Origin of the sequence: Pseudomonas sp. PS01270, assembly GCF_029959775.1 — a bacterium.
Classification (GTDB): Bacteria; Pseudomonadota; Gammaproteobacteria; order Pseudomonadales; family Pseudomonadaceae; genus Aquipseudomonas; species Aquipseudomonas atacamensis.
Window position 1 is genome coordinate 22,547 of sequence record NZ_JASCPT010000007.1, and the last position, 24,998, is coordinate 47,544.

20 protein-coding genes are annotated in these 24,998 nt (G+C 56.3%); 6 read left to right on the top strand and 14 right to left on the bottom strand.

The window, feature by feature from the left end:
- Positions 1-7: 7 nt before the first annotated feature.
- From pglX to brxL, 4 genes are read left to right on the top strand one after another with little or no spacing between them, the layout of a single operon-like run.
- The gene (pglX, locus tag QMX86_RS04455) at positions 8-3,496 is read left to right on the top strand and encodes a BREX-1 system adenine-specific DNA-methyltransferase PglX (RefSeq protein ID WP_282384499.1); all 3,489 of its coding nucleotides are present in this window, start codon (positions 8-10) and stop codon (positions 3,494-3,496) included.
- Between the two features lies 1 nt (position 3,497).
- Positions 3,498-5,372, top strand: coding sequence for a DUF262 domain-containing protein (locus QMX86_RS04460; RefSeq protein WP_282384500.1), 1,875 nt, complete (start codon positions 3,498-3,500; stop codon positions 5,370-5,372).
- On the top strand, positions 5,369-7,876 hold the full coding sequence (pglZ, locus tag QMX86_RS04465) for a BREX-1 system phosphatase PglZ type A (RefSeq protein WP_282384501.1): 2,508 nt from the start codon (positions 5,369-5,371) through the stop codon (positions 7,874-7,876). Before QMX86_RS04460 ends, pglZ begins: the two co-directional genes overlap by 4 nt.
- A 12-nt stretch (positions 7,877-7,888) precedes the next feature.
- Positions 7,889-9,991 carry a BREX system Lon protease-like protein BrxL gene (gene brxL / locus QMX86_RS04470; protein WP_282384502.1) on the top strand — a complete coding sequence of 701 codons (2,103 nt, stop codon included), beginning with the start codon at positions 7,889-7,891 and terminating at the stop codon, positions 9,989-9,991.
- A gap of 292 nt (positions 9,992-10,283) precedes the next feature.
- On the opposite strand, the gene radC is transcribed toward brxL, so the two are convergent.
- The 5 genes from radC to QMX86_RS04495 all read right to left on the bottom strand — a co-directional run bounded on the left by radC (position 10,284) and on the right by QMX86_RS04495 (position 14,295).
- Positions 10,284-10,781, bottom strand: a complete 498-nt coding sequence (gene radC / locus QMX86_RS04475; RefSeq protein WP_282384308.1) for a DNA repair protein RadC — start codon at positions 10,779-10,781, stop codon at positions 10,284-10,286.
- A gap of 52 nt (positions 10,782-10,833) precedes the next feature.
- Entirely contained in the window at positions 10,834-11,754 is a 921-nt protein-coding gene (locus QMX86_RS04480) for a hydrolase or metal-binding protein (protein ID WP_282384306.1), read from the bottom strand.
- 78 nt (positions 11,755-11,832) lie between these two features.
- Positions 11,833-12,837 (bottom strand): lambda-exonuclease family protein, encoded by a 1,005-nt coding sequence (locus QMX86_RS04485; protein WP_282384304.1) that lies wholly within the window; start codon positions 12,835-12,837, stop codon positions 11,833-11,835.
- 81 nt (positions 12,838-12,918) lie between these two features.
- Positions 12,919-13,887 (bottom strand): DUF932 domain-containing protein, encoded by a 969-nt coding sequence (locus tag QMX86_RS04490; RefSeq protein ID WP_282384302.1) that lies wholly within the window; start codon positions 13,885-13,887, stop codon positions 12,919-12,921.
- A gap of 78 nt (positions 13,888-13,965) precedes the next feature.
- A complete protein-coding gene (locus QMX86_RS04495) occupies positions 13,966-14,295 on the bottom strand; it encodes a hypothetical protein (protein ID WP_282384314.1) in 330 nt (109 codons plus the stop codon).
- Positions 14,296-14,605: 310 nt separating this feature from the next.
- Here QMX86_RS04495 and QMX86_RS04500 point away from each other — a divergent pair, with 310 nt between their 5' ends.
- Both QMX86_RS04500 and QMX86_RS04505 read left to right on the top strand, forming a co-directional pair.
- Positions 14,606-14,905, top strand: coding sequence for an AlpA family transcriptional regulator (locus tag QMX86_RS04500; RefSeq protein ID WP_080963910.1), 300 nt, complete (start codon positions 14,606-14,608; stop codon positions 14,903-14,905).
- Positions 14,902-16,335, top strand: coding sequence for a YfjI family protein (locus QMX86_RS04505; protein ID WP_282384300.1), 1,434 nt, complete (start codon positions 14,902-14,904; stop codon positions 16,333-16,335). The genes QMX86_RS04500 and QMX86_RS04505 overlap by 4 nt, the downstream gene beginning before the upstream one ends.
- Before the next feature lie 80 nt (positions 16,336-16,415).
- On the opposite strand, the gene QMX86_RS04510 is transcribed toward QMX86_RS04505, so the two are convergent.
- The 9 genes from QMX86_RS04510 to QMX86_RS04550 form a co-directional block, all read right to left on the bottom strand.
- Positions 16,416-17,111: a hypothetical protein gene (locus QMX86_RS04510; protein ID WP_282384298.1), complete on the bottom strand. Its 696-nt coding sequence runs from the start codon at positions 17,109-17,111 to the stop codon at positions 16,416-16,418.
- 59 nt (positions 17,112-17,170) lie between these two features.
- Entirely contained in the window at positions 17,171-18,376 is a 1,206-nt protein-coding gene (locus QMX86_RS04515) for an integrase arm-type DNA-binding domain-containing protein (RefSeq protein WP_282384296.1), read from the bottom strand.
- 484 nt (positions 18,377-18,860) lie between these two features.
- Complete coding sequence (locus QMX86_RS04520) at positions 18,861-19,607, bottom strand: S24 family peptidase (RefSeq protein WP_073475694.1); 747 nt, start codon at positions 19,605-19,607, stop codon at positions 18,861-18,863.
- Between the two features lie 217 nt (positions 19,608-19,824).
- A complete protein-coding gene (gene ppa / locus QMX86_RS04525; RefSeq protein WP_003205933.1) occupies positions 19,825-20,352 on the bottom strand; it encodes an inorganic diphosphatase in 528 nt (175 codons plus the stop codon).
- Between the two features lie 112 nt (positions 20,353-20,464).
- Positions 20,465-21,277, bottom strand: coding sequence for a zinc-dependent peptidase (locus tag QMX86_RS04530; protein ID WP_282384293.1), 813 nt, complete (start codon positions 21,275-21,277; stop codon positions 20,465-20,467).
- A gap of 4 nt (positions 21,278-21,281) precedes the next feature.
- The gene (locus tag QMX86_RS04535) at positions 21,282-21,932 is read right to left on the bottom strand and encodes a DedA family protein (RefSeq protein ID WP_016773001.1); all 651 of its coding nucleotides are present in this window, start codon (positions 21,930-21,932) and stop codon (positions 21,282-21,284) included.
- Between the two features lie 228 nt (positions 21,933-22,160).
- A complete protein-coding gene (locus QMX86_RS04540; RefSeq protein WP_016773002.1) occupies positions 22,161-22,622 on the bottom strand; it encodes a GNAT family N-acetyltransferase in 462 nt (153 codons plus the stop codon).
- 115 nt (positions 22,623-22,737) lie between these two features.
- A complete protein-coding gene (gene eutC, locus QMX86_RS04545; RefSeq protein WP_212617226.1) occupies positions 22,738-23,562 on the bottom strand; it encodes an ethanolamine ammonia-lyase subunit EutC in 825 nt (274 codons plus the stop codon).
- Positions 23,563-23,567: 5 nt separating this feature from the next.
- Positions 23,568-24,962: an ethanolamine ammonia-lyase subunit EutB gene (locus tag QMX86_RS04550; RefSeq protein WP_039761855.1), complete on the bottom strand. Its 1,395-nt coding sequence runs from the start codon at positions 24,960-24,962 to the stop codon at positions 23,568-23,570.
- Positions 24,963-24,998 lie beyond the last annotated feature (36 nt).

The following is a 24,998-nucleotide window of genomic DNA, read 5'->3' on the forward strand; positions in this document are numbered from 1 at the left end:
TGGATAGATGGAAACCGCCAAGCTGAAGAAGTTTGCCCAGGCTGCACGCACCGAGCTGCGCAGGCAGGTCAAAACCAAGTTGATCCAGGTGTTACACGCCAGCAGCGCTGCGCGCCGCGAGAATCCGCAGACTGTGGCCCAGCTGGAAAGGCGGATTCAGGAGTCCAGCAAGGAGCAGGTGATCGAGAAGGTCGCCTACATCTGGTTCAACCGCTTCTGCGCCCTGCGTTTTCTCGATGTGAACGGCTTCACCAATCCCCGTGTGCTGACGCCCATGGAAGGCCAAATCACCCCGGAAATTCTTGCCGAAGCGAAGATGGGGCATCTGGACGAGGAGCTGGTCGCCGGCAAGACGCGGCAAAAGATTCTGGATCTGCTGGCCGGCAAGGCACCCAGTTCAGATCCTCAAGGCGAGGCTTATCGCCTGTTGCTGGTGTCGGCGTGCAACCACTGGTACGGGCACATGCCCTTCCTCTTCGAGCAGATCGACGACTACACCGAACTGCTGATGCCTGAGGACTTGCTGTCGCAAGGCTCCGTCGTTACCAGTCTGCGCGAGGTGATGAGCGAGGAGGTCTGTCAGGACGTTGAGGTCATCGGCTGGCTCTACCAGTTCTACATTGCGGAGAAGAAGGATGAGGTCTTCGCTGGATTGAAGAAGAACATCAAGATCACGGCCGAAAATATCCCCGCAGCGACGCAGCTGTTTACTCCGCACTGGATCGTCCGTTATCTGGTTGAGAACTCGTTGGGCCGGCTGTGGCTGCTGAACCGTCCGCAGTCCAAGCTGGCCGCGAAGATGGACTATTACATAGCGCCGGAAGACCCCGAGACGGATTTCCTGCGCATCTCGCGTCCGGAAGAAATCCGCATCTGCGACCCAGCCTGCGGGTCGGGGCATATGCTGACTTATGCCTTCGATCTGCTCTATGCGATCTACGAGGAAGAGGGCTATGACCCGACCGAGATCCCGGCGCTGATCCTGGCCCATAACCTCTATGGGGTTGAGATCGACGAGCGTGCCGGCGCACTGGCCGCCTTTGCGCTGGCGATGAAGGCAGCAGCTAGGCTGGGACGGCGACGTTTCCTGCGCCTAGAAGTACAGCCCAATATCTGTGTGCTGCAGAACGTTAGTTTCACCCAGGATGAGCTGCGTGAGGTGGTTGCCATCATGGGGCGTGACTTGTTCACGGACGAGTTGCGCGAGACCCTGATGCAGTTCGAGCAGACGAAGAACTTTGGCTCGCTGATCGTGCCGAAGCTGCGTGATCCGGCAGAGGCGCTGCGTGCTGTGGCGGTCCGGGATTTCGGGGGCGATCTGCTGCTGAAGGAGGTTCAGGAGCGAGTGGTGACCGTGCTGCGCATGGCTGAGGTGCTCTCGTCCAAATACCATGTGGTGGTGGCCAATCCGCCGTATGCGGGCGCCAAGGGCCTAAATGGTGAACTCGGTGCTTGGATTAAGAAAGCCTACCCTGAAAGCAAATCTGACTTGATGACTTGCTTCATGGAGCGGTCGCGCATCTTGCTCGAGCCGCGCGGTTATTGGGGGATGATCACGCTACCAGCATGGATGTTTCTTGGATCATACGAGAAGCTCCGAAATCGTTTGCTTGTGAAGTCTACGTTTGAGTCACTTGTCCACCTCGGTCGCGGGATCTTCGGGGCTGACTTTGGTAGCGCCGCGTTTGTTCTATCGAAACGAACACCGACCGAGACACACCATGTTCATTTTCGGCAACTTTTCGAAGATCACGTTCAGGTTCGTCCATCAGAAACTATTCGGGAGCTTTTCTTCGACAAGGATTATGGGCGGTTTGTCACCCCCCAGAAGCAACTTAGCCTAATTCCTGGTGCGCCCCTTGCTTACTGGGCAGAACCGGCAACTCTGAACGCATTCGCGAAAGATAAGCGCGTGCAGGAGATCGGCACTGCCCGCCAAGGCATCGCTACTGCGGATAATGACCGATTTTTGAGGCAGTGGTTTGAGGTCGGTCATTCCAATATCTCATTTGACAGCGCCGACATGGCTGCTTTTCTGATGAGCCGCAAGCGCTGGCTACCACATAAGAAAGGCGGAGAGTTTCGCCGGTGGTCGGGAAACAACGACTACATCCTCGACTGGAAAAATGGTGGCTTTGACATTGTTAACAACGACAAGGCTCGCGCGCAAAATATCGATTTTTGGTTTCGGAAAGGTGTTACTTGGTCTCACACAAGCTCGGGCTCGTTCAGTGCGAGGGTTTCAGAAGGTGGATTTTCCTTCAACTGTGAAGGCCCAACTCTCTTCACAGACGACCCGGATGTTGCCTTGGGGATGTTGTGTTCAAACGCTGTCCTCCACTTTATGAAGATTATGAACCCGACTCTTCATTTTCTTGTGGGGTCTGTATCTGTCCTACCTGTTCCGCAGCATCTTAATGCGGATCAAATTCGTGGCGTAGCAAAGAAACTCGAGCACATCGCCACGTCAGACTGGGACGCCTACGAAACTTCTTGGGATTTCACTAAGCTCCCGCTGCTTTCGCCGGATCATCGGACCGAAACGCTGGAGGCCAGCTATGCCCACCTGCGTGCACATTGGCAGGGCATGAGGGATGAAATGCAGCAGCTAGAGGGTGAGAACAACCGCATCTTCATCGACGCCTATGGCTTGTCAGAAGAGCTGACACCCGAGGTGCTGCTTGAAGAGATCACCCTCACCTGCAACCCCGCCTATCGCTACGGCGTGAAGGGCGCCGAGGACGACCGCGAAACCCGCCTGCTGGCCGACACCATGGCCGAGTTCCTCTCCTACGCTGTAGGCTGCATGTTCGGCCGCTACAGCCTCGACGCGCCGGGCCTGATCCTCGCCAACCAGGGTGAACGGCTGGAGGACTACCTCGCCCGCGTGCCGGAGCCGACATTCATGCCGGATGAGGACAACGTCATCCCTGTGCTCGACGGTGAGTGGTTCGCCGATGATGTGACCGAGCGCTTCCGCCAGTTCCTGCGCGTGACCTTTGGTGAGGAGCACTACGAAGAAAACCAGGCCTTTATCGAAAAGGCGCTGGGCAAGGACGTGCGCAAGTACTTCCTCAAGGATTTCTATGCCGACCACGTCAAACGCTACAAGAAGCGCCCGATCTACTGGCTGTTCTCCAGTCCTAAGGGTACGTTCAGCGCACTCGTCTACCTGCATCGCTACCGCGCTGACACCGTCAGCGTAGTGCTCCAGTACTTACGCGACTTCCGCAAGAAGCTCGCCGCGCGTCTGGACTACCTCCAGCAGGTGGCCATTAGTACTTCTGCCAGCCAGGGCGAAAAAACCAAGTCCAACAAGGAAGCCGAGACCATCAAGAAGCAGCTGCTGGAGCTGGACGACTACGAACGCGAAACCCTCTATCCGCTGGCCACCGAGCAGGTTCAGCTGGATCTGAGCGATGGCGTCAAGGTCAACTACCTCAAGCTGGGGGTTGCTCTGAAGAAGATCCCGGGACTGGAAGCCAAGGAAGACTGATATGGCAGGCCGCTTTGAAAAGGCGATCACGATGCGCCAGGCGATACGCAACATCGATGACCGGACGTTTCTGTTACCGGCGATCCAGCGCAACTTCGTCTGGTCGACGCAGCAGATCTGCACGCTCTTTGACTCCCTAATGCGTGAGTATCCCATCAACACGTTCATGATGTGGGATGTGACGAGTGCGGAGATCAAGAACAAATACCGCTTCTACAGCTTCCTGACTGACTACTGCCAGCGCTTCAAGGAGTCCAACGACTATGTCCCGACCCAAGGGGATTTTAAGGACTTCAAGGCGGTCATAGACGGGCAGCAGAGGCTGACGTCAATCTATATCGGCTTGAAAGGAACCTATGCCTACAAGCAGCCTCGAGTCTGGTGGCCCAACACGCGCAACGATCAGGTTCTCCCCCCACGCCGGCTCTACCTCAACTTGAGCAAGGGCGTTGAAGGGGATGACAACGAGTCGATGGCCCAGTACGACTTCCGGTTCCTGACTGAGAAGCAGATAGCAGCTTTCAAGAATGCCACCACCTCGTATTGGTTCGAGGTGGGCAAGGTCTTGAGCCTACCCGATGTGCGCTCTGATGATGAGATCCTGATGGAGGTTGTGCTGCCTTACTTGACGGAGCAAGGGCTGGTTACTAACAGGTTTGCAGTCAAGACGTTGAATCGTCTGTACCACCTCATCCGGCGAGAGGAGGTCATCCACTACTACAACGAGGAAAGTCAGGATATCGACCATGTCCTAGACGTGTTCATTCGTACCAATAGCGGTGGTACGCCGTTGGCGTTCTCCGACCTGCTGATGTCTATCGCCATTGCCAACTGGCAGGGCGATGCGCGTAAGGACATCGACGAGCTGGTCGCTGAGGTCAGACAGAGTTCGGAGATGCAGTTTTCGATTGGCCGTGACTGGATACTAAAGACCTGTCTGATGCTGATCGATGCCGATGTGCGGTTCAAGGTCAAGAACTTCGATGCTGATCAGGTCGGCGTCATCCAGGCACAATGGCCGCAGATCCGGGCCTGTATCATTGCAACCTTCAAGCTGCTGCGCCTGTTCGGGCTGAATGACCATTCGCTGAGAGCAAAGAATGCCGTCATCCCGTTGGCCTTCTACCTGTACAAGCAGACATTCCAGGACAAGCCGCTTTATCTCAGCATCAATAACATCAACCATTTGCGCGATGAGCGCCTGGCGCTATCGCGCTGGTTGCACATGGTGCTGCTGCGCGGGGTGTTTGGCGGTCAAGCCGATGGTGTGCTCACGAGAATGCAGCGTCTGCTTGCCAAGCACCTTGGCAAGAAGGCATTCCCTCTGGACGAAATCATCGAAGCATTCACTGCGACCAACAAGGATCTGCGCTTCGACGAGGCGTACCTCAGAGGGCTGCTCGACATCCAGTATGGGGACTCGCGGTGCCGTTCGGTGCTGAGTCTATTGTTCCCCGAAATCAACGAAAATCTGCAGCTGGACGTCGATCACCTGCATCCGCAGAGCGCCTTCACCAAGGCGGAGCTTTCCAATCAAGGCTTCCTCAAGAGTGATCCCGAGTTAATGGTGTTCTACCGGAACCCGCTCAACTGGAACTCGATTGCCAACCTGCACCTGCTGAATGCCTCGCAGAACCGCTCGAAGAAGGATATGCCGCTGATCGAATGGCTAGCCGAGAAGGGTTCTGGCATCAAACCGGCCGATCTGCTGCTGGAAGAGAGTGATAGCCTGGGTTTTGAGGACTTTAAGGCTTTCTGCAATGCACGGCGTGAGGCACTTTTGCAGCGCTTGCGTTGCAATGTGGTGGTCAGTGGGCCACTACCAGCACCTGAAGAGGTGCTGGATGAAGAGGAAGAAATCGAGGCTGTGGCATGAGCAACCCGAAGATCACCCAGGCGCTTACCAACCTGTTCGAGAAGCAACGCATCGTCTTCTGGTACGACAATCGCCAGGAGTTCCGTGCTGATTTCGAAGCCTTGGAGCTGCCAGGTGTCGAGAAGATCGAGCTGGCCAACAACGAGTTTGGCGTGAAGTACCGCATCCTGCGCGAGCAGCCGGTGCAGAAATTTCTGCTCTACCGCGAAGGTGCCGAGCCGCCACATCTGGAAAACTGGCTGCTCGATGTGCAGTTGGCCAGTGGCAACAGCTTCCGTACCGATCAGGTCGCCCTGTGGCTGGCCGAGCTGGAGCTGGGGCAAGATGGCTATCAGCTGCTGGAAGCGCATGTTGCGTTCTTTGAGTCAGCCAGGCGGCGTGAGGATCTACTCAAACTGATGCAGCAGGGGGACTCGGACAACATGCTCCGCCTGAAGATGCTTGCGGTCTGCGCCGATACTGAGCAGCGCCTTGATGTAATTCTGGAGGCGCTGCTGGCCGAGCTGGCCAGTACCGGCGATGCGCGGATCAAGCTGATCGAGAGCAGTGGCCTGAGTAGTTTCCTGTGGGAGCAGATGAAACGTGCCTACGGCTATGTCTCGGAGCAGCCTGGCTTGCATGATTTCGTCATCGAGCTGTTCAAGGCATGCTTCCTGATGGGTACCGACCCGGAGCACAAGGCACGCTTGTCGGCTGAGTCGCTGGTATTCCTCAAGCGTTGGAAGGACAGTCGCTCTCATGAGAGTAGCTTCGAGCTGCTCTCCGCGCAGTGTGCCGAAGTACTGCAGATCGGTGACCGGTTGCATGGACTCGATTACCGCAAGCTGATGGAGCTGGATTACTTCGAACTGATCGACCGCAAGATCCTTAGCGAGCTGGTTCGTGCAGTAGTAGCGAGGACAGTGACCGCGCTGGAAGTGGAGCAGTGGGTACGCCAGCGTCGACAGAGCCACTGGTTTACTCACTTCGAGGATGTCTACCTGGCGGTTGACCATGCCGCGCAGTTCCTGCAGTTGCTGGATGCGGCGAAGCTGGAAATGACTTCGCTGAGCGATGGCGTGGAGAAGTATGCGCAGAACTGGTATCGGCTGGATCAGCTGTACCGCAAGTACGTCTATCACGCCCGCGAATCGGGGCAGGCCTCGTTGCTGGAGGAGCTCAACACCCAGGTCGAAAACCAGTACACCAACAATTTCCTGGTGCGTCTCAATGACCGCTGGCAGCAGCACGTCGATGCCGCCCAGCGCTGGGAAGCCGCTCCGGTCATGTTGCAGCGGAATTTCTTTGGCCGCTATGTGAAGCCATTCATCGAGCGCAAGACCAAGGTCTGCGTGGTGATCTCCGATGCATTCCGCTTCGAGGTTGGCGAGGAGCTGCAGAGCCTGATTCGCCGCGAGGATCGCTTCGAGGCCGAGCTCGAGCCGGCACTGTCGATGCTGCCGAGCTATACCCAGCTGGGCATGGCGGCGCTATTGCCCAACCAAGCGCTGCAGCTGGCTGAAAACGACAGTGGTGACGCCATGGTGAATGGGCAGAGCGCTCAGGGGGCGGTCAATCGCGGCAAGATCCTCGCGGCAGCCGTGCCGAACTCTGCGGTAGTGCTGGCTAAGGATCTGCTGGCCATGAACCAGGCCGACTCCCGGGCGCTACTACGTGACAACGATGTGCTCTACGTCTATCACGACCTGATAGACAAGACCGGCGATACCCGTGACACCCAAGAGCGAGTGTTTGCGGCGGCGGAGGAAACCCTTTCCGAGCTGGTTCGCCTGGTGAAGAAGCTGACCAATGCCAATGCCAGCAATCTGCTGATCACTGCGGACCACGGCTTCATCTACCAGAATCGTCCCTTGGAGGAGAGCGACTTCCTCAGCAACGAACCGGATGGTGATGAGGTGCTGTATCGCGACCGGCGCTTTGTGCTGGGGCGTGGCCTACGCAGCCAAGCCGGTTTCAAGACCTTCAGCCCCGACCAGTTGGGCCTAGAAGGGACTCTGGAAGTGCAGATACCCAAGTCCATCAACCGCCTGCGCCTGAAAGGTTCCGGCAGCCGTTTCGTGCATGGTGGGGCGACGCTGCAGGAAGTAGTGATTCCGGTCGTCCGCATCAACAAGAAACGCCAGAGCGATGTGGGGCGCGTGGAAGTAGAGTTCATTGGCGGTGGCGGCAAGACCATCACCACCGGGCAGTTGGCCGTGGTGCTGTATCAGACCGAGGCAGTCACCGAGAAGAAGCAACCACGCCGACTGCGTGCAGGCCTGTATACCCTGGACGGTGAACTGATCTCTGACGCGCACGAACTGACCTTCGACTTCGCATCGGAGAATCCGCGTGAGCGCGACCTGTCGGTACGCTTCATTCTCAGCCGCAAAGCGGATGAGGTGAACAATCAGCAGGTGGAGCTGCGGCTTGAGGAGCAGGTGGAAGGCACTTCGCATTTCACCCGGTACAAGGTCACTCGGTATACGATTCGTCGTTCGTTCACCAGTGAATTCGACTTTTAAGTGGGAGCCTTCATGAGTCAGCTCGATGACAAAATCAACCAGCATTTCGCCGGTCTGGTCGTCCGCAAGGACCTGGTCAAGGCGGTGAAGGGCAACGCTATCGTGCCCTCCTATGTGTTGGAGTACCTGCTGGGTCAATACTGCGCCACTAACGACGAGACCACGATCCAGACCGGCATCGAGACGGTCAAGGAGATCCTGCGCAAGCACTACGTGCATCGCAACGAAGCCGGCCTGGTGCGCTCGACCATCAAGGAGAAGGGCCGACACAAGGTTATTGACCGTATTAGCGTCTCATTAAACGACAAGGATGACGTGTACGAGGCTGAGTTCGCCAACCTAGGCATCAAGAAGGTGCTGATCGACTCCAACACCGTCAAGGCCCACCAGAAGCTGCTGGTAGGTGGTGTTTGGTGCATTGCGGATGTGGAGTATGAATACACCGAGGACAAGTCTGCCTCACCTTGGATTCTGGCCTCGCTAAAGCCAATTCAGATTTCCCGTTTTGATTTCGACGCCTATCTGGAGGCACGTAAGCAGTTCACCACTGATGAGTGGATTGACCTGCTGATCCAGAGCGTAGGTTTCAATCCGCAGATGTTCGGCAAACGTAATAAGCTCGCTCAGCTTATCCGCCTCATCCCGTTCTGCGAGCGCAATTACAACCTGATCGAGCTGGGGCCGAAGGGCACCGGCAAGTCGCACGTTTACTCCGAGTTCTCACCCCACGGCATTCTTATATCCGGTGGCGAAGTCACAGTTCCCAAGCTGTTCGTACATAACGGCACGGGTAAGCTCGGTCTGGTGGGTTACTGGGATGTAGTGGCTTTCGATGAGTTCGCCGGCAAGCAAAAGCGCGTTGACAAGGCGCTGGTGGATATCATGAAGAACTACATGGCCAACAAGTCGTTCTCGCGGGGAGTGGAGACCTTGGGAGCAGAGGCCAGTATGGTGTTTGTGGGTAATACCGATCACACCGTGCCGTACATGCTTAAGCACACAGATCTGTTCGACCCGCTGCCTGAAAAATTCCACGATTCAGCCTTTCTCGATCGTATTCACAGCTACATCCCTGGTTGGGAAGTGGATGTCATCCGTGGCGAGATGTTCTCCAGTGGTTACGGTTTCGTGGTGGACTACCTGGCCGAGATCCTGCGCTCACTTCGTAGTCATGACTACTCAGATCGCTACAAGGGACAGTTCACGCTATCCGACGATATTTCGACGCGCGACCGCGATGGCATCAACAAAACCTTTTCTGGTTTGATGAAGATCCTGTACCCGCATGGCGAGACGACAGACGCCGAAGTAGAAGACGTATTGCGCACCGCAATTGAAGGGCGAAAGCGGGTGAAGGATCAGTTGCTACGCATTGACGCGACCTATCCGGCAGTTCGTTTTGCCTACCAGGGGGCTGATGCTCAGGAGCGTTTGGTGCGCACTCTGGAAGAGGATGAGTATCCTAATCAATACCATCGTCGGGGCGCGACTGAGGTTTCTACTGCAGACTTACCTCAAGTCGGCACTGACCATTTGGCGTTTATCGAGGCAGCGCCAGCCACGCAAGGGCCAATCTTACGCCCTAGCAATCCTGTGCCTGTGGAGCCAGTGCTGAAAGAGCAGCATTTGGTCTTCCAAGAAAATCAGCGAGGACTGAGTTTTGACAAGTTGTTCAGTCCCTATCTGGTAGGTGCCAAGCGCATCATCATCACAGACCCCTATCTTCGTATGTTCCACCAGTTGCGCAACTTGATGGAACTGATGGAGACCATTAGCAAGCTGCAAGGCCCGGAAGATGAGGTGGTGGTTCATGTGGTGACCGTTGAGGATGATTCCAATGGTGATCGTCAGACCGAAAGCCTGCAGAAGATCGCTGATGCTTGTACCGGTGTTGGCATCCAGTTCAGTTGGGCCTACGACACTAGCGGCACCAAGCATGATCGAGACATCACAACCGACACGGGTTGGAAGATAGTGCTTGGTCGTGGCTTGGATGTTTTTCAGCGCTTTGAGCTGAATGATGCCTTCAGCTTTGCGAATCGGCTCCAGCAGCATCGGCAGTGCAAAGAATTCAGTGTGACCTTTGTGCGGGTTGGCCCGGCAGCTTGTTCGTAGGTTTTACGACGATTAGGCAAAGGCAGAGGCAGAGGCAGAGGCAGAGGCAGAGGCAGAGGCAGAGGCAGAGGCAGAGGCAGAGGCACTCTGATTGGTGTTCGCGACACGACTAAAGAAAAAAAGCTAGGCCGACTGCGGGCGCCATTGGGCGTGGGGAAGCCATAGTTTCGGCTGCAGCAGGAGCTGAGTACAACCGCTAGTTCACGAAAAAAATAAGTGAGGGGAGTTAGCCTGCCGATGACCGCCCCGGCATCAGCCAAGGGCAGTCTATCGGGCGGTGTGAGCCTAGGAGTTACAGGTAACCTCGTTCGGCCAAAGAGACACAGCCTTCAAGGCCCACCACCACATGATCCAATATCCGAGTACCAACCATGTTGAGGGCGTTCTTGAGGGTGGTGGTCAGCGTACGATCGGCCAGGCTGGGTTCGGGATCTCCTGAAGGATGGTTATGCACCAGGATCACGGCGGCAGCGTTGTATTCCAGGGCGATTTTGACCACTTCCCGTGGATACACGTCGGCCCCATCCAGGGTGCCTCTGAATAGTTCTCGAAAACCGATCACCCGGTGCTTGGCATCGAGCAACAGCAAAGCAAAGACTTCGTACTCGTGGTATTGCAGCAGTGTTTGCAGGTGGCTGAAGACCTGCTTGGGCTCAGTCAATGCCCTGCCTTTAGACAGACGACTCATCGCCAGTTGTTGAGCCATCTGCAGGATGTCAGCTTCGGTGACCGGGGACTCCATGACGTAGGTGCCAGTCGTTTCACCGGCTATGAGTTTGTGATATTTCATGCGGGTATTCCTGTGCAAATGAGTGAGAGCGCTGGGAATGTCGAGAGGGGCGTTACTGGATGAAGCGCCTTCCGTTGTGTTGGGTAGCCTGGGATTCCAGCTTTTGGGCGAGTGAGGGTTTGGTAGGTGCTGCCAGTTGAGCTTGGGGCTCTAAAAGGCTGGGCTGATCTTCAATGGCGGGGAAGAACTCCTCGACGATGGCGCCTGTGTCCTCCTCACTGTCTTCAAAGGCTCCGTTGTTGAAGCCCTGTCGTCCCGCGTGATCCAAGGCGCTCTGGTCAAAGCCAGAGATTTGTCGGGCTTCATCAAGCTGCTTGGCTTCCAGCAAGGCGTCTTCCATGCTCAAGCCACTGCGCACAGTGATGTCCACGTAGAAGATCGGCGTGCCATGGCTTTGGCGGGTGGACTTGCCGCGCAGGCGTAGCTCCAGTGGCAGGCAGGCCAGACGGTTACCGGAGATGGCTTGGAAATACTGCAGGCGTGCAGCCAGGGTGCGGATGCTGTTAAAACCGGTGGTGCGAAACACAAAGCTGCCCAGTGGATCGTCGTCGCCAATCACCACGTTCAGTCGGCCGTAAGGCTTGCAGGCATTGCCTTGGGCCAGTGAGCAGCCATCCGGTGAAGGACAGGGTAACGACTGGATGCCGTCCTTGGTCAAACGCTTGCAGGTCTCACCATTGCCGACGCACACCGGCCGGCCGGTGTTACGGTCGAAAAGACTGTAGTCAGCCCGAAAGTTGAGGTCCGGCTCGTTGAATAGCAGCCGAATCGGAATGCTGCGCAGCTTGCCGTCCTGGCCATTGCGCAGTTCCTGATTGAGCGGGTGCGGCAGCCAGCCGTCGTGGCTCTGTACTTGCGAAGTAATAGTGAACTGATCATCTTTCTCCGGCAGACGTTTGCCGTTTTTCTCGACGACCTTGCCGATGGAGATACGTCCGAGTACCGGAGGGGTGATTGCCAGACCTTTGAGCATGATGAATCTCCTGCATCTGAAAATAAAAAAGCCACCGGGACGTAAACGGGCCAGGTGGCTTGGGTGACGGGGAATGGATCAGCTGATCAGAAAGCGGCGACTGCCAGTTTTGATCTTGGGGTAGCGGGCCTGCAGGTAGGGTTTGTCCTTGAGCATCTGTTCGACATCCAGACCAATGCTGTCCTTAGGCTTTTTCCAACTGATATAGCCTTCAGCAAACTCTGCACGGGAGGCTTCACCCATGGCCTGCTGCAGGACCTGCTTGAGCTGCGCCTCGCGCGTCTCTTGCTGAGCAATGCTCTGGCGAACAGCCTTGAGCTCCAGGTAGGTGCTGGCCAACTCCGTGTACTGACTGAAATCCAAGGTCTGACCGTTGTCCTCGGGGTAAAGGCAGCGCAACGCCGCTTCGGCTGAAGCCGTACCGTCGGCCGGTGGTGGGGTGTCACTGATCACGTAATCCCAGAACAGCCGCTCCAGGTCAATTAGTCGTGCAATCATCGACTCATCCCGTTCGATGCGATGGATCTCCAGGTGTTGGCCACCCAGCAGCACCGCAACATCCGCTGCCTGTTTACCCGTCACGGCCAACTGATGCATGACCTGTAACTGCACATACTCCGGCACGCCCTCTTTCCAGAGGCGCGCGCCGTTTATGCCAGCAGTTTTACATTCAAGGATCTGCACATCGTCTGCGCCGATGACCTCTCGATCGATGTTGGCCAGCATCCAGGGCAGTTTAGGATCAGGATGCTGCAACACGGCATTGATGCGTCGTACTCTGTGACCACTGCGCTTGGTGTAGTGGGTCGCGACAATCGGTTCCAGGATGTTGCCCCAGTAAGCTGGGCTCTCTTCATCATTGGGATCGAGCTTGGGCAGCGAGGTATCACGCTCGGTTTTCTCCAGCCACAGTTCCAGCTGGGATTTGTAAGGATTAAGCCCGACGGCAGCGGCGGCATCCGAGCTGCCGATGCCTTGTTTACGCACGGCCAGCCAGTCCTCACGCAGCAGTTGTTTGGTTCCCACCAGGCGCAAGGCAGGACGGGGTTTTCTGCTGGGTTGTTGCAGGGTTTGCATTGCCATGATGGTTTCCTGTGCGGCATAAAAAAAGCCCGGCCAGCAGGAGCTGACCAGGCGCTTTAATAGTTAAGTAAGTGAGTGGGGCTAGGCGGCGAGTTGCAGCGCTGCGTTCAGTGCACGCTCTTTGAGGGCTGCTCCAGCCCCAAACCACGCAGAGTCCATTCGGTATTCGGTACTCCTGGCGCGTCGCTCGTGATCGACATACTCCGTCACGGCGTTGAGCAAGCCCCACGCAGTTCCTTGAGCTGATTCAAGCGTCGCTCCACGACCTTGGCCTTCGTACAGCCCTTGGACTTTGCGCAGTGCTCGCTCATTCGGAAGCACTTCCGGCAGCTTGCTATTGGGGGCCACATCACACAGCACATTCATGAAGAAGCCCATCGCCTCATGCCACTGCACCTTGCGCTCCGCTAGTGCGCGCATGCGGTACATAAATTCATCCCATTGCGAGACGGCGATGCCCAGTTGTTTCTTCACGGCCTGCGGATCAAAGCGCGTGTTGTGCGGCACCTTGATTGCGCGGGTAGCGCCGTTCAGGGAGATGGTCAGGGTGTTGTTGCAAACTACACGCACGGTGGTCGGGGTCGCGGTGGTGGCCAGAGTACCGTCACAGGAGGTTGCTAGCAGTAGATAGCCATTGACCTGATCATTCCCCTTCAACGCGGTTGTCTGTCCCGTCCTGGCCAGAGCCCAGAACTTGCGGCCACCTTTGAGTATTCCAGCTGTTTCCAACTCGTAGCCGGAGACCTCAGTCAGATCCCGGTAGAACTCCAGCACCTCACGAGGCTGCACCACCTGGTAACGGTTGGAAACCACTGACAAGGGCGCCTTGGTGTCGGAACGATACAGCACCTTCTGTTCCGGAAAGGAGTGAATCGTGCCCAGGTTGCCGACAGTGTCGGCCTTGAAGTGAACAGGACTTTCCTGAATCTGCCAGTTCATGCCGGCTTCGCGTTGCCAGACTTCGAGTGGTTGTTTTTGCGTCAGGCGGTTACCCAGACCATGCCAAGGGGTAGCGCCAACGTAGGCCATTTGTTCGACGAGATGAGCCATGGGAGTGATTCCTTTGGGTGCGTGCTGGCATAAATGCTGCGCATCGCGCAGCACTGGCCGAAGAATGTTGTAAGAGGATTAGGCTGGTAGGTTGAAGCGATGATTGCAGGCGAGGCACAGGTTGTTGGCGAACACATGGCGATCGAGTTTTTCACCGAGCTGAGCACCGAGGGCGCAGCCGCCCACGCCTCCGGCGAGCCCGCCGAGAATGGCTCCTGAGACTGAGCCGAGGGTGACACCGATTGGACCGGCAATAGCACCGACAGAGGCGCCGACCTGGGCTGCTGTCAGAGCGGCGCTCGCACCACGAGCGGCTCCGCCGACGGTTCCAACAGCTGCGCCAATCTTCATGGCTGTTTGTAAAGATGCGATCTTGGGGGAGTTACACAGAGGACATTGCAATGACATGGTTCTGAGCTCCATGGGGTGGATGTCATGGCAGTGATGTAGGACTGAATGTTCTTTTAATGTGATCCTTCGTGGATCGGCTATTGCTGCTATTGCTGCTATTTCGTAGCAGCAATAGCAGCAATAGCTCAGCTTGTGAGGCTTGCCCTGAAGGCTGATCATTGCTTCTAGATCAATTTTTGTCGCTCGCGTCAAGAGGTCTGCTTGAGTAAAAAACTACATTAAGCAGATGGTCAAATGACCCATGGGGATCGTTATAGATTCGCTCATCGATTAGGAACTTGAGGCAAAAACGATGAGCGTAACGGGCATGACAAGCTGTGTTTCTAGGGTGCTGAGGTTGAAGCATGTACAGGAACGAGTTGGACTGGGTAGGTCCACAATTTACGATCGGATGAATCCGAAGTCGCCAAGGTATGACAGTACTTTCCCCAAGCCGATCAAGCTGGGCATCGCTGCGATAGGTTGGATTGAGGCTGAGATTGATGCCTGGATTAAATCAAGGATTACTGCTGGATGGGGAAGCGCTTCAGGCAGAGTTGTGCCTGAGAGCGGGAAATCAGCGGGATGCTACAGCGGCAGTCAAGGGACTGATGAGGTGCAGCAGTGAGTATCGTCCTGAGTGCAGTGAAGCTTCATGAGAGTCTCCCGAGGGTAGGGGCACGCTTTCCGCGCTTTGTTCCTTGTGCCCTGCTAGCAGCTGCAGTTAATGAGGCGGAAAAAAATGTCCAAGCCCCGAGGGCGCTAATATTCTCAGGTGCGTTGACGGCTATTTCACTGGTGTGTCAGGGGCTAATAGATGTTCGCAAACCAACTGGCCAGTGTGTCCCGACATCCTTAATGTTGTTGACAATAGCTGGGTCGGGCGAGCGAAAGTCGACTGCGGAAAATGTTTTTTTAGGTCCAATTCGTGAATTTCAGCGCTTGGAGTATAAAAGATACCAAGAAGCTGTTGTCGAGTGGAATGTTCAGCTAGAAATTTGGAAGGAAAAAAGAAAAGTTATCTTAAGGAAGATAAACAAGAATGCAGATAAAGGTATTAACTCCAGCGAGGAAGAGTTGCTTTTTAGTGAACATGAGAAGTCAAAGCCTTTGGGGCCAAGGCAGTACAAGATGGTTTATGATGATGCGACATCAGAGGCTCTGTTCTTTGGCCTGTATAATAACCTTCCATCTGCTGGTTTAATATCTAGCGAAGGTGCCGGAATTCTTAATGGTGGAGCACTGAATGATCTGTCTAAGCAGAACTCATTGTGGAGTGGCGACTCTATAACAGTTGATCGCGTTTCTGTTGAAAGTTATCAGGTTACAGAGTCTCGCTTAACTGTATCCGTTATGCTGCAAGCGTCAGCATTTAAAGAGTATATGGAGCGTCGTGGCGAAAAAAGTCGTGGGTCAGGGTTGTTGGCTAGGTTTTTAGTTTGTCATCCTGAATCGACGCAAGGTACTAGGACAATAGGTGATGACACGTTGTCGTGGGAGAGATGTAATGATTTTTCTGCGCGTATTGGCGAATTGCTTATTCTGAATCGAGCATTGTTAGACTCTCCGAAAAAAGAGAGATTAACTGTGCATTTTTCTCAGGAGGCCGAAGAAAGATGGCGGGATGTATTTAATGAGATAGAAACAGGTATTGTTGAGGGTGGCAGATTTGAGGGCGCCTCGGATCATGCTTCAAAATTGGCCGACAATATCGCTAGGGTTGCGGCGTTGTTGCACTTTTTTGAAGGCGGACAGGGGGAGGTTTCGTGCGTGGAGCTAGACTTTGCTATTGATTTATGTTGCTGGTACTCAGATCAGTTTTTTCAGATATTTGTTCCTCCACCACAAGAAAGTATTGATGCAGATGATTTGTTGGAGTGGCTGTGTAGTTATTTTGGTAAGAGATATGGCGAGATCAGGAAGAATAAAATTCTTCAGTATGGGCCTGGCAAGTTAAGAAATAAGCTTCGTCTGGAGCGTGCTTTGGATGTGCTCCGGGAAAGAAGATTGATTGATATTATTAGGCATAAAGGAGTTAATTACATTGATTTGATTTGAAGTGTTAATTAAGGCTCTTTCGCTGTGGTTGGCTACGCGCCGTATTGATTTTAACGGCGCTAATGGTTGCAGGGGGGGGGTCAAGCTTTTGGCGAATTAAAAGCCTTGGAAACTTCTTCGTTTTCGTCTATCAGGATTATCAGTTTGTGTATCAGGTCTTGCATGTCACTTGGGATGGGGATGTTGTTTTCCTTGGCCTTTGCTGATAGTTCGCTAGCGATGCTCTTTGCGGCATCGTAAGAAATTAGCCAACCTTTTTTGGGTTTGTTATTTATCAGTATTTCTATGGCTAGCTTCTCAAGGTCTAGCGCATTTTGTGCTTTTTTACGGCCGCCCTTTTGGGCGCGTTCAGTTTTTTTATGGTTTATGGGGTCTGTGAGCCCAGCGTGATAGGCTAAGTAGTGTTTGGCTTCTAGTAAAGCAGCCCAGGCGTTGTTTTGTGGTTCGTGTTTTATTAAGTGTTGAGCTATGGCTGTATATATAAAGGAAAGTATTACTGAGCTTTCCTTTTTTATAGACAGATCTTTGCTCAATAATCTTTCTGTGTTGTAGTTCAGTATGGTTTTTTTGGTGATTTGTCCGCTGAGGATGTCCTGTAGGTAGTCATCTATTTCCTCTTGTGCGGTTCGCTCTCCAAATTCGTCTTCCATATAGTCGTCAAGCCGGTTTACTAGGATGCTCAAACTTTTTTCTATGCCGTCATTTCCAATGATTGCGGACACTGGGTCTTGGGAAGCGTCCTCGTCAAAATCGTGATTTGGTGAGTTTTCTTTCATGGTCTGCGTTCCGTTTATATGTTGTTAGTTTTTGGTCTGAGGTATCGGCACAGTAAGTGCTAGGCTGTAGTTGGAGAGGTTATAAATCTGCTCCACTCATTCATAAGTAAGCGCCTCTTATCGAGAAAGTCCGAGCGAGAGTAGGCCCCTTCAGTCTGGTCTCGCTCATCATGTGCAAGCGCCATTTCGCAAACCTCACGTGGGTAGTGAGTGCATTCACCGGCCCAATCTCGAAAAGAGGATCGAAATCCGTGCCGGGTGATGTGCTCATACCCTATGCCATGCAGGAGCGTTCGTACTGCGTTTGCGTGCATAGCCCTTGTCTTGCCCTGACCAGGGAATAGAAAGGCGCTTCCCTCATCTCGCGGAATGCTCTTCACCAGCTTTACGACCTCTTCGGCAAGCGGAATTACGAAAGCCACTCGCATTTTCATTCGCTCATCTGGCAGTGACCACGTGCCCCCTTCCAAATCAAACTCATCCCAACGAGCGAATCTGACCATGTGGGCGCGTGCGCTGGTCATGATCAGCAGTTGAGCGGCCCAAGATGGCGGTGAGGAGTTTGCCTGGAGCTTGGTCATCAGCGCCGGCACATCCTGCCAGCGCAAAGCTTCAAAGTGCTCACGCTTTCGAGCCTTTTTCTTTTCAGCACGACTCAACAGATTGTCTAAGTGCCCGCGCCAGCGTGCAGGGTTCTCACCCTCTCGTAGATTGCGTGCCTTGGCTGCATCCAGAACCTGTTCAATCTGCCCGCGTACCTCGTCGGCAGTTCTAGTTTTGGTAGCCCAGATGGGTTGCAGCACCTTCAGTACCTGGGTAGTCCCAATCTCTTCGGCTGAAAATTTTCCGATGTGGGCAAACGCATACAGCTCCAGCTTACGCAGCCAGCCTTTACGCCACTTCTCTGACCAAGTGCCCCCATGCGCTTCGCAGTATTCTTTCGCGAGTGTTTCGAACTTCAGCTGTTTCGCCTCGCTGGCGCGCTGTGCTTCGCGTTGAGCAGCGCGCTCGATGTCGCGAGCGGCTAGCGGGTCGACCCCCTCGCTCAATTGGCTACGTTTGGTGCTGGCTTCAAGCCTGGCCTTCTTAAGACTGACTTCAGGATAAGAGCCCAAGCCCATCTCTCTGCGACGGCCTGCCAGTTGGAAGCGAAGGAGCCAGGATTTACGCCCGGTAGGTTTGACAACCAAGCGAAGCCCATCACCATCTTCGTAGGTGCCGGGTTCGGTCAGGTTTTCGACTTGTTTCGGATTCAGCTTACCCATTGAATTTCCCCTGTCGTCCCTTTTGTCCCCCCACTTGTCCCCCCACTTCATCGTCGGATGAGGTCAAATGGCGTTGAACACCATCGGACAGGGGAACACCTGAAATGCCCGTGCTAGCTAGGCTATCGGCAGGACTCTTGGATGGAATAGGATTATTTCGGACAATTAAAAAGCCGGCTTGTGGCCGGCTTCTCGGGGACTGGCTTGGTTTATTTTTGGTAAACCGCGCCAGCCTTCAAAACGTACATCCGGATCTGCGTCCGGCTGTGGGACTTGGTCAGACGTTGGTCTGCCGCGTCGGGCGTCATCCGAGCCGCTGGGCGGGTCGATGCGCGAATGTGGGGCGCAGGATACTGAGTTTTGCTTTGGATTCCCAGCCTCAAGTGCGGTTTAGAGCGACTGAAGCAGTACAAATCCTGGATTTGTACCGGTTATCAGGGCCCTCTTCGCGAGCAGGCTCGCTCCCACAGATTCGAGTGAACTGTCATAGAAACGGCACCACCGGCCGGCGCTTGCCCAGTGTCGACCACCAGAACACCCAGCCAAGAATGTGAATCCGCTGCTCTTCGATCTGCGCCGGCCGGAAGACCTCGTCGGGGTATTCGGCGCTGTTGTGGCTGCGCATGCGCAGGCCATTGCCGGGCATGCGGTGCAGGTATTTGATGCGCAGCATGCCGTCGTGCTCTACGGCGTAGATTTCGCCGTCGACGACCTGGGTCAGACCGCGGTCGATGGCGACGATGGAGCCGTCTTCGATGCGATCGGCCATGCTGTTGCCGATCATGTGCGCGCAGATGGCGTTGGCGTGCTGGATGTCGAGTTGATCGAGGTGGGCGCGGGGCAGGCGCAGGGATTGGTCGGGGTCGAGGATGACGTGGGTCTTGCCGTCGCCGTTGGCGATCGGAGTTTCCTTGAAAAATGCCAGGTCGATGTCGCTGGGGTTGATGACGGTGTAGACGCCGCAGATGGACTGGGCATCGAACGTGTCGCCGTTGCTGGCGGGTGGGTGCAGGCGCGCGACCTCCTTGACGCCTTCCCCGGTTTTCAGCCATTCACTATTGACCGACAACAGGCGTGAGACTTCTTCCATGCGATACGCCGGGACGCCCCGGGTGTACCAGTTATGAACGTTTTGGGCTTCCGTGCCCCAGAACCTTGCGAAATCCGTGGTGCTGATGTTCGCTGCTTCCAGGAGTGCCTTGAATCGTGGACCGCTAGTGTTCTTTCTCATAAACACGGAGTCTACGGCCGGACTAGAGCGGTTTGAATAAACCGGGCGTTCAAAAAAAGCCTGTATTTTGCGACGGGATGTAAGACGTACTTGTGGGAAATTAAACAGATTAAAACTGCATGTAGGAATTTAAACGCTTTGTTTAGCTGAAGCGTGCAGACACAAAAAACCCCGGAAATCCGGGGTTTTTTTCAAGCGTCACGCAAAGCGCAATGGCTTAGCCCTTGTAGGCGGCAACCGACTTGGTGATCGCTTCGCGGGCGGCGTCTGCGCCGGCCCAGCCTTCGATCTTGACCCACTTGCCCTTCTCGAGATCCTTGTAGTTCGCGAAGAAGTGCTCGATCTGCTGGATCAGCAGGGGTGGCAGATCGGTGTATTCCTTCACGTCGACGTACAGCTGCGACAGCTTGTCGTGGGGCACTGCGATGACTTTGGCATCGCCGCCGCCGTCGTCGGTCATGTTCAGGATGCCGACCGGACGGGCGCGGATTACCGAGCCTGGCGCAACCGGGTAAGGGGTCACGACCAGCACGTCGAGGGGATCACCGTCGTCAGCCAGGGTGTTCGGGATGTAACCGTAGTTGGCCGGGTAGAACATTGGGGTGGCCATGAAACGGTCAACGAACAGGCAATCGCTGTCTTTGTCGATTTCGTATTTGATCGGCGCGTGGTTGGCCGGGATCTCGATCGCGACGTAGATGTCGTTCGGCAGGTCTTTGCCAGCCGGAATCTTGCTGTAGCTCATTGGGCGTTGCCCCCGTAGTTGACCAAAAACACTTGGCCGGATTGACCAAAAAGTGGCGGCGATTATAGGCACATTCCTACGCCGACGCCACGTACCAGAAGTCGTGCAGAGCTTAGTCGTGCGCCTGATAGACCGGGTCTGTGGCCTGAAGTTGCCGCAGTCTGCCCAACGGATCCTGCCGGTAGAAAAGCTGCAGTTGCAAGTAGACCTGTGGATAAGCCTCATGCAGCAGATCCGGGGCGCTGAAGAAGTATTCACTGGTGACGGCGAAGAACTCCGCCGGGTTCTCGGCGGCGTAGGGATCGATGGCGGTTTCGGCGTCGGGATCGTGGTCGAGCTGGCGGTTGAGGTCGTCGTAGGCGGCCTGCATCACTTCGGCCCAGTCGCGCACGCGCATGTCGGCATGCAGCGGTGGCAGGCCGTTGGCGTCGCCGTTGAGCATATCGAGCTTGTGCGCCAGTTCGTGGATCACCAGGTTGTAGCCTTCCCAGCCACCGCTGGCCTGTACGCCGGGCCAGGCGAGAATCACCGGCCCCTGCTGCCAGGCTTCGCCGCTGTGTTCGCCGTCCCACTCATGCTCGACGCCGCTGGCATCGCGATGACGTTGCGGGCTGAGGAAGTCATCCGGGTACAGCACGATCTCGTGGAAACCCTGATACCAGTTCAGATCGCCGAGATGCAGCAACGGCAACTGCGCTTGGGCGGCGAGCAGCAGGCGCTGTTCCTGATGCAGTTCGACGCCGGGCAGGGCGGTCAGGTGTTTGTCGTCGAGAAACAGCACACAGGCTTCGCGCAACCACAGGTCTTCAGCAACGCTGATGCCGTCGAGGAAGGAGAGTTGATGGCGCACCCGTTGCCACAGGTCATCGGCAATCGGGTGCCTGGCCAGGAGGCGCCGGCGTCGCCAGGCGCTCAGTGACCACATCGGATCAGTGCGATTGCACTTTGGTGCCGCCGAACCGGCTGCGCACCACGCCGATGATCATCGGCACCAGCGACAGCAGGATGATTGCCACCACCAGCAGCGAGAGGTTTTTCTTGATGAACGGCACGTTGCCGAAGAAGTAACCCAAGGTGACCAGACCGCCAACCCAGAGGATGGTGCCGAGCACGCTGAAGCCGAAGAAACGCGGGTACGGCATCCGCGCCACGCCCGCGACGAACGGCGCGAAGGTGCGGATGATCGGCAGGAAACGCGCCATGGTCACGGTTTTGCCGCCGTGCTTGTCATAGAAGTCGTGGGTTTTTTGCAGGTAGTCGCGACGGAAGATTTTCGAGTTCGGGTTGCTGAACAGCTTCTCCCCGGCCGTGCGTCCGATCACGTAGTTGGTACTGTCGCCCATGATCGCCGCCAGCATCAGCAGGCCACCGAGCAGCACCGGATCCATGCCGCCGCCGGCCGCTACTGCGCCAGCGATGAACAGCAGCGAGTCACCCGGCAGGAATGGCATCACCACCAGACCGGTTTCACAGAAGATCACCAGAAACAGGATGGCGTAGATCCATGGCCCATAGTTGTTCACCAGCAAATCGAGATACACATCGAGATGCAGGATAAGGTCGAGCGGGTTGAAATCCATGGGGGCACCTGTATGACGGCCCGACTCGGCAGGCCTGTGCGGATGACTTCGTGTAAGCCTACAGCGGGGTGTAGTTTTTCTTACAAGCCGGAAAGATCGGGATTATACGGTCTGACCGCTGAAAAGCGCGCCGGTTTTGTAGCGGGGAGTGTCGCGAAGTGAGCAATTGTCAGGGAAGGGGCGGCCGTGGCGAGGGAGCGAACTCCCTCGTCACCGAAGCCGTTGGAGTCAGAGCTCGTCGCTGATTGGCAGTACGTAGTTCTTGAACTCGGTGTCTTCCTTGAAGCCGATCGATTCGTAGGTTTTCTGCGCCACTTCGTTGTTCGCGCTGGTCGAGACGCGCATGCGCACGGCCTGGGTTTCCTTGGCCATTTTCTTCGCAGTGCGGATCAGGTTGTCGGCGACCAACTGGCGGCGTGCATCTTCGGCGACGTAGATGTCGTTGAGAATCCACACGCGTTTGAGTGACAGCGACGAAAAGCTCGGATAGAGCTGGCAGAAGCCCATGAGTTTTTTGTCGTCATCGTCGGCCAGGGCCAGATAGATCACTGACTCTTTGCGGCGCAGGCGTTTTTCGAGGAACGCGCGGGAGGAATCCGGGTAAGGCAGGGAGCCGTAGAACTCGCGATATTTGACGAACAAAGGAGTCAGCAAATCCAGATGTTCGAGGGTCGCTTGAATAATCCGCATGATAGGTCTCGTCTTCAAGTGGCTGTCTTCAACTGCTCTGACGGCGATGGGAAACCCGGGCGGCCGTGCGTCGATCCTGCCTGAAAGCAGCGCAGAAAGGCAATGCGGAAACGGTTCAGGCTGGCGGTGGATCGAGCAGGAAGTTGCCTTTCATGTCGACAGCGTCGTCCGCCTCCAATGTATGCAACTGAGCTTCATCCTTCAGATTGACCCCCGACAGCTGCCGCCGACACGCCTCGCGCATCAGATAGAGCAAGCGATGCGCCGCCATGCCGTAGCTCAAACCTTCAAGCCGAACATTGGAAATGCAGTTGCGATACGCGTCGGTCAGGCCGACCTTCGGCGCGTAGGTGAAATACAGCCCGAGGCTGTCCGGCGAACTCAGGCCCGGGCGCTCGCCGATCAGCATTACCACCATTTTCGCCCCTAGCAACTGGCCGATTTCGTCACCGATGGCGACGCGACCCTGCTCGACCAGCACCACCGGCGCCACGGACCAGCCGTCGCCGCTCATCTGTTCTTCCAGGCGCGTCAGGAACGGCAGGGTGTGGCGATGCACCGCCAGCGCCGACAGGCCATCCGCGACGACAAGCACCAGATCGACCCCGCCCGGATGTTGGCTGGCGTAGTCGCGCAAGGTCTGCGCCGATTCATCGCTGAGCTTGCGCCCCAGGTCCGGGCGTTGCAGGTAGGTGTGTCGGTCCGGCGCGGCGCTTTGCAGCGCCAGGGTTTCCCGCCCGCGCTCGCTCAGTTGTGCGCTGATTTCGCTGTGATCGAAGGCCAGGTGCACGGCATCGCGGGCCTGGGCGTGGGCAAACTGAAAATCCAGCTGCGCCCGCGTCGGCAGACTGGTGCCGGTGCGGCCCAGGGCAATGCGTGCCGGGGTCAGGCGGCGCAGTTCCAGCCAGGGGTTTTGCGGATCGACCGGTGGTTTTTCCATAAGACTTATCCCAAGTGCGCCAAGGCCTGGCGGAAGGCCGGCGGCAGGTTGTTGCCGAAGCGAACCTTGCCGTCCGCCTGAGTGAAGATGCCCATGTTGGCCAGCCATTGTTCGAACTCCGGCGCCGGTTTCAGGCCCAGGGTCTGGCGGGCGTACAAGGCGTCGTGAAACGAAGTGGTCTGGTAATTGAGCATGATGTCGTCTGAGCCGGGGATGCCCATGATGAAGTTGATCCCGGCGACGCCGAGCAACGTCAGCAGGGTATCCATGTCGTCCTGGTCGGCTTCGGCGTGGTTGGTGTAGCAGATGTCGCAGCCCATCGGCACGCCGAGCAACTTGCCGCAGAAGTGGTCTTCGAGGCCGGCGCGGATGATCTGCTTGCCGTTGTAGAGGTACTCCGGGCCGATAAATCCTACGACGGTGTTCACCAGGAACGGCTTGAAATGTCGCGCCACGGCGTAGGCCCTTGTCTCGCAAGTCTGTTGATCGACGCCGTGGTGGGCGTTGGCCGACAGCGCGCTGCCCTGACCGGTTTCGAAATACATCAGGTTCTGCCCAAGTGTGCCGCGCTTGAGGCTGAGCCCGGCGTCATAACCTTCCTGCAACACGTTGAGGTTGATGCCGAAACTGGCATTGGCTGCCTCAGTGCCGGCAATCGACTGGAACACCAGATCCAGCGGCACGCCACGGTTGATCGCCTCGATCGAGGTGGTGACGTGGGTCAGCACGCAGGCTTGGGTCGGGATGTCATAACGCTGGATGATCGCGTCGAGCATCTCCAGCATCGCGCAGATCGAAGCGATGCTGTCGGTGGCCGGGTTGACCCCGATCATTGCATCGCCGTTGCCGTAGAGCAGGCCGTCGAGAATGCTCGCGGCGATGCCGGACGGCTCGTCAGTCGGGTGGTTGGGTTGCAGGCGGGTCGACAGGCGCCCGCGTAAACCGAGGGTGCCGCGAAATTGGGTGACCACGCGGATTTTCTGCGCGACCAGCACCAGATCCTGCACGCGCATGATTTTCGACACGGCGGCGACCATTTCCGGGGTCAGGCCGGGGGCGAGGGCGCGCAGGCTGGTTTCGTCCGCCGCATCACTGAGCAGCCAGTCGCGAAAGCCGCCAACGGTGAGGTGGCTGACCACGGCGAAGGCTTGCTTGTCGTGGGTGTCGATGATCAGCCGGGTGACTTCATCGGCTTCGTAGGGAATCAGCGCTTCTTGCAGGAAGTGGGTGAGCGGGATGTCCGCCAGGGCCATTTGCGCGGCCACCCGTTCGCCGTCGTTGAGCGCGGCGATCTCGGCGAGAAAGTCCCCCGAGCGGGCGGGGCTGGCCTTGGCCATGACGTCTTTGAGGCTGTCGAAGCGGTAAGTCTGCGCGCCGACCGTGTGAGCAAAACTGGCCATTCAGCGTTCTCCGTGACGGCGCAGAATGCGTCTGCG

What these genes read in the sequence shown, in the direction of transcription:
- pglX (WP_282384499.1), top strand. Translation starts at nt 8, where the DNA reads ATGGAAACCGCCAAGCTGAAGAAGTTTGCCCAGGCTGCACGCACCGAG.
- QMX86_RS04460 (WP_282384500.1), top strand. Translation starts at nt 3,498, where the DNA reads ATGGCAGGCCGCTTTGAAAAGGCGATCACGATGCGCCAGGCGATACGC.
- pglZ (WP_282384501.1), top strand. Translation starts at nt 5,369, where the DNA reads ATGAGCAACCCGAAGATCACCCAGGCGCTTACCAACCTGTTCGAGAAG.
- brxL (WP_282384502.1), top strand. Translation starts at nt 7,889, where the DNA reads ATGAGTCAGCTCGATGACAAAATCAACCAGCATTTCGCCGGTCTGGTC.
- radC (WP_282384308.1), bottom strand. Translation starts at nt 10,781, where the DNA reads ATGAAATATCACAAACTCATAGCCGGTGAAACGACTGGCACCTACGTC.
- QMX86_RS04480 (WP_282384306.1), bottom strand. Translation starts at nt 11,754, where the DNA reads ATGCTCAAAGGTCTGGCAATCACCCCTCCGGTACTCGGACGTATCTCC.
- QMX86_RS04485 (WP_282384304.1), bottom strand. Translation starts at nt 12,837, where the DNA reads ATGGCAATGCAAACCCTGCAACAACCCAGCAGAAAACCCCGTCCTGCC.
- QMX86_RS04490 (WP_282384302.1), bottom strand. Translation starts at nt 13,887, where the DNA reads ATGGCTCATCTCGTCGAACAAATGGCCTACGTTGGCGCTACCCCTTGG.
- QMX86_RS04495 (WP_282384314.1), bottom strand. Translation starts at nt 14,295, where the DNA reads ATGTCATTGCAATGTCCTCTGTGTAACTCCCCCAAGATCGCATCTTTA.
- QMX86_RS04500 (WP_080963910.1), top strand. Translation starts at nt 14,606, where the DNA reads ATGACAAGCTGTGTTTCTAGGGTGCTGAGGTTGAAGCATGTACAGGAA.
- QMX86_RS04510 (WP_282384298.1), bottom strand. Translation starts at nt 17,111, where the DNA reads ATGAAAGAAAACTCACCAAATCACGATTTTGACGAGGACGCTTCCCAA.
- QMX86_RS04515 (WP_282384296.1), bottom strand. Translation starts at nt 18,376, where the DNA reads ATGGGTAAGCTGAATCCGAAACAAGTCGAAAACCTGACCGAACCCGGC.
- QMX86_RS04520 (WP_073475694.1), bottom strand. Translation starts at nt 19,607, where the DNA reads ATGAGAAAGAACACTAGCGGTCCACGATTCAAGGCACTCCTGGAAGCA.
- ppa (WP_003205933.1), bottom strand. Translation starts at nt 20,352, where the DNA reads ATGAGCTACAGCAAGATTCCGGCTGGCAAAGACCTGCCGAACGACATC.
- QMX86_RS04530 (WP_282384293.1), bottom strand. Translation starts at nt 21,277, where the DNA reads ATGTGGTCACTGAGCGCCTGGCGACGCCGGCGCCTCCTGGCCAGGCAC.
- QMX86_RS04535 (WP_016773001.1), bottom strand. Translation starts at nt 21,932, where the DNA reads ATGGATTTCAACCCGCTCGACCTTATCCTGCATCTCGATGTGTATCTC.
- QMX86_RS04540 (WP_016773002.1), bottom strand. Translation starts at nt 22,622, where the DNA reads ATGCGGATTATTCAAGCGACCCTCGAACATCTGGATTTGCTGACTCCT.
- eutC (WP_212617226.1), bottom strand. Translation starts at nt 23,562, where the DNA reads ATGGAAAAACCACCGGTCGATCCGCAAAACCCCTGGCTGGAACTGCGC.
- QMX86_RS04550 (WP_039761855.1), bottom strand. Translation starts at nt 24,962, where the DNA reads ATGGCCAGTTTTGCTCACACGGTCGGCGCGCAGACTTACCGCTTCGAC.